Source organism: Aquiflexum sp., from assembly GCF_041751335.1.
Classification (GTDB): domain Bacteria; phylum Bacteroidota; class Bacteroidia; order Cytophagales; family Cyclobacteriaceae; genus Aquiflexum.
This window is the reverse complement of the sequence record NZ_JBGSXS010000249.1, coordinates 1-4,078: the sequence shown is the minus strand read 5'-3', so window position 1 is coordinate 4,078 and position 4,078 is coordinate 1. Positions and strand designations below refer to the sequence as shown.

General features: G+C 40.7%; 5 protein-coding genes, 1 tRNA gene and 1 pseudogene. All 7 read left to right on the top strand.

Features of this window, described 5'->3' with window-relative positions:
• Positions 1-362: 362 nt before the first annotated feature.
• Positions 363-434: transfer RNA gene (locus ACEW8U_RS14070), tRNA-Arg, on the top strand.
• A gap of 46 nt (positions 435-480) precedes the next feature.
• Positions 481-681 carry a GIY-YIG nuclease family protein gene (locus tag ACEW8U_RS14065; protein WP_373522684.1) on the top strand — a complete coding sequence of 67 codons (201 nt, stop codon included), beginning with the start codon at positions 481-483 and terminating at the stop codon, positions 679-681.
• 497 nt (positions 682-1,178) lie between these two features.
• Positions 1,179-1,697 (top strand): hypothetical protein, encoded by a 519-nt coding sequence (locus ACEW8U_RS14060; RefSeq protein ID WP_373522683.1) that lies wholly within the window; start codon positions 1,179-1,181, stop codon positions 1,695-1,697.
• A 21-nt stretch (positions 1,698-1,718) separates the two neighbouring features.
• Positions 1,719-1,811: pseudogene (locus tag ACEW8U_RS14055) on the top strand (Fic family protein); the annotation flags it as partial.
• A 141-nt stretch (positions 1,812-1,952) separates the two neighbouring features.
• A complete protein-coding gene (locus tag ACEW8U_RS14050) occupies positions 1,953-2,219 on the top strand; it encodes a helix-turn-helix domain-containing protein (protein WP_373522686.1) in 267 nt (88 codons plus the stop codon).
• Between the two features lie 113 nt (positions 2,220-2,332).
• A complete protein-coding gene (locus ACEW8U_RS14045; protein WP_373522682.1) occupies positions 2,333-2,875 on the top strand; it encodes a c-type cytochrome domain-containing protein in 543 nt (180 codons plus the stop codon).
• On the top strand, positions 2,876-4,078 hold a 1,203-nt coding region (locus tag ACEW8U_RS14040), incomplete at its 3' end, for a DUF1549 domain-containing protein (protein WP_373522685.1). It abuts the gene before it with no gap.

The window sequence follows — 4,078 nt, the reverse complement described above, 5'->3', positions numbered from 1 at the left end:
CGTCATAGATGGCCATTTTTTTTCTGCCTCTACGCGATAATCTGATTTTTACTGCCATATAAATTTGATATTTAGTGAATTGATGGATCCCGTCCATCTTAATTTTTTGGACTGCAAAGATAGAATTAATAATTCGAAATGCACAAATGCCTCTCAATATATTTGCTTGAATGAAGGATTATGCTTTAAATTGCGGCTTAATTTAGAAGCGAGAGATTAGAGGCGAGAAACGAGACCCTTTATTTAATTATCAAGATCTCCAAGTCTAACTTCCAGTATCTCACTTCTAATAGTCTTAAAAAAAATAGCCTTAAGACGCAAGAAGGCGTAGTCTAACCTCTCGCTTCTGACCGTCTAAATATGGCCTCGTAGTTCAATGGATAGAATAGAAGTTTCCTAAACTTTAGATATGGGTTCGATTCCCGTCGAGGCTACTCATAAAACCGCTGAAAATTCAGCGGTTTTTTTTATTTTTATCCAATGTACTGGTTATTTGCAATCAAAAGCCAAATTGATAACAGGATTTATGTCGGTATGACTTCTAATGTTGATAAAAGAGTAGCTGAGCACAATTCAGCCAAAACCCGATCAACAAAAGCATTTCTGCCATGGGTTCTCATCTATAAGGAAAGTGCAGAGTCAAGGTCTCAGGCCAGATACCGGGAAAAGTATTTAAAGTAAGGAATAGGTAAGGAATTCTTGAAATCTATCACATAATCGGGATTATTTTCTCCTAAACTTTGGATACAAGTTCCCTGCCTGCCGGCAGGCAGGGATTCTTGTCGAGGCTACACAGTTGAATTACAATGATTTAAAGGGTTTTAAACAACCATTTTTTTTGTCTGAAGGTCAACATTGTAGTTGGGAATAGTGGTTTTTGATAAACCTTTCTTGACGTGTAAAGGAGGTTTGAAGTTTGCATTATAAATAGTGTGTTAGAGGTTTAAGATATTCAGGGATAGAAAACCAGACATATCTCACTATATTTAATTGCTAAGTTTGTTTTTTCCAGGCAGATAAAACGTTGCAAGGCGTGACGAACTCACAGCAGGCAACCTTACAACTGAAAATAATGACATTTTTCGTATCATAATCAAATCTAAACGTATCAAATCGTATCATTTTGGGTATGCAATTTCAAATAGTAATCGTATCTTTGCGTATCAAATCGTATCAAAATGGAGAACGGGGTATATAATTTTAAACTGAATATTGATTGGAAACTGATTAACCTAATCAGTGAAATAGATCGTTTTGATGCAAATTGGACAGCCATTGAACGCAAAGAAGGGCAAAGCCTCAAAGAGTTGAAAAGCATTGCTACCGTGCGAAGCGTAGGGGCTTCAAACCGCATTGAAGGCAACAAAATGAGTGATGAGGAGGTTGATGTGTTGCTTCAAAAAATTGACATTACGAAACTTACCGACAGAGATTCGCAGGAAGTAGTCGGTTATTTTGAAGTATTGGATTTGATTTCGGAGTCTTACGAAAACATAAACTTTACCGAAAGCCAAATCAAAGGTTTACACATTAGTTTGATGAAATACAGTACCAAAGACGAATGGCATAAAGGCAACTTTAAGGTGCATAGCAATGCAGTTGAAGCCTCATTTCCTGACGGCACACGAGAAATCATTTTTCAAACCACCGAAGCGGGATTTGCCACCGAAGATGCCATAAGAGCTTTGCTTAATTAGTATAATTCCGAAACGGAAGTACATCCGTTAATTAAAGTAGCATCTTTTGTCTATGATTTTTTGAGCATTCACCCTTTCCAAGACGGAAACGGCAGGTTGAGCCGTTTGATTTCAACACTTTTGTTGCTCAAAAACGGATATAAATGGATCCAATACGTGAGTTTTGAGCACGAAATTGAAAACCGAAAAAACGAATATTATCAAGTTCTAAGAAGTTGTCAGACACAAAGTCCCAACGAAGATGTAACCGTTTGGATGCAGTTCTTTTTGAGTTCCTTGTCAAATATTCAATCGCAACTAATGACCAAATTGCAAAAAAGCGGTTTGGAAACACAGCTTTCGCCCAAGGAAAAATCAATTTTTACGATTATTCAAATCCGTCCGAACATCCAGTCGGGGAAAATTGCCGAAAAATTGGGGATACCTTCACCAACCGTAAAACGAATTTTGTCGGAGTTGCTCAATAAAGGTTTGATTGAAAAACAAGGAAGCGGACGCAATGTGAGTTACACGATAAGATAAAACAAAGAGGAAATTTAATCTAATTGGGGAAACAAATCTTACAAGTTAGCATTGTTCCACAATACAGGATATAGCAGGTGGGATATTAGTTGAAATTCCGTTAATTTAATCCTGTGATTAGATTTCAAATGGTCTTAAGAATACTGAGTTTCTTCTGCTTTATTTTCTTTTTGATTTCCTGTAGCACTGAACTCCCGGAAGAGGTGCGGGCAGCCTATGAGGAATTGCCGGAAGCACTGGATTTCAATAACCATGTCAAGCCGATTCTTTCGGATAAATGCTTCGCCTGTCATGGTCCTGACTTGGCAGCACAAAAAGCAGGTTTGAGTTTGCACGATCCTGAAATGGCTTTTGCCTCTCTCAAAGACTCCCCCGGCAAGTTTGCCATCAAACCAGGAAGCCTCCGTAAAAGTGAACTTTTTCACCGGATCATTTCAGAAGACCTGGAGTACCGGATGCCTTCCCAGGAATCGAATTTGGTGCTCAGCCCAAAGGAAAAGGCTATCCTGATCAAATGGATTGAAGATGGGGCCGAATACAAAAAGCATTGGGCCTTTATCCCACCGCAAAAACATGACATTCCGAAAATAAAAGATAAAACTTGGACCAAAAATCCCATTGACCACTTTGTCCTAAGTAAACTGGAACAGGAATGAATCAAACCATCGCAGGAGGCGGATAAGGAAACGCTCTTGAGAAGATTGAGTCTGGATTTGACAGGTTTGCCTCCAAGCCTTACTGAGATAGATGCTTTTTTAGCTGATCCCTCCGACAATGCTTATGAAAAGCAGGTTGACAGATTACTCAATTCAGCGCATTATGGGGAGAAAATGGCTATGCATTGGATGGACATTGCGAGGTTTGCCGATACCCATGGCTACACTGTGGACCGGTATCGGGACGCATCACCCTATCGGGATTGGGTAATCAAGGCTTTCAACCAAAACCTTTCCTACGACCAATTTATCACCCATCAGTTGGCAGGCGATCTTCTTCCCGATCCAACCAAAGACCAGCTGATTGCAACAGCCTTCAACCGAATTCATCCCCAAAATATGGAAGGTGGAATTGTGGAGGAGGAGTTTCGGGTGGAATATGTGGTGGACCGGACAAGTACCATGGGTCAGGCTTTTATGGCTTTGACGCTGGGTTGTGCGCGGTGTCATGACCATAAATACGATCCGATTTCCCAAAAGAATTTCTTTGAGCTCAGCAGTTTTTTCAATCAGGTGGATGAGGCCGGTCAGATTTCTTGGGATGATGCCATGCCTGTTCCGACGATGCTTTTGACAGATTCGGAGAAAGACAACATGCTTTCATTCCTGCTTTCCCAAAAAAATAGGGAGGAAGAGGAACTGAAAAAAGTGGCTGAGAAGGAAGAAGAGGCTTTTCAGACTTGGTTGGCATCCAGTTCTTTTCAAAAAATTTCCAAACTGGATTTTCCGGCAAGTCGGGTTGGGTTTTATTCATTTGATCAAAACTCCATTCAAAACCTCCTCAATCCTGCCCAAAAAGGAACCATGGAAAGCAGCGAGGTCAAAAACCAGAAACCTGCTTTTGTAGATGGTTTGAAAGGAAAAGCTGTCAGACTCAACGGGGATTCCTGGCTGGATTTGGGTGGTTCTGGTATATTTTCCCGGAGCGAGCCTTTTTCGGTTAGTATTTGGATTTCTGTCCCAAAGTCTTTGACTGATGGGGCTATCTTCCACAAGGGTTCAGGGGCGGTGCTATATAATTGGCGGGGATATCACCTCAGTCTCAAAAACAACCGCCTGGAATTGCTGATGGCACATTCCGCACCATATAATGCCATCACCAAACTTACCGAACAGAATATTCCCCGTGACCAATGGATCAAT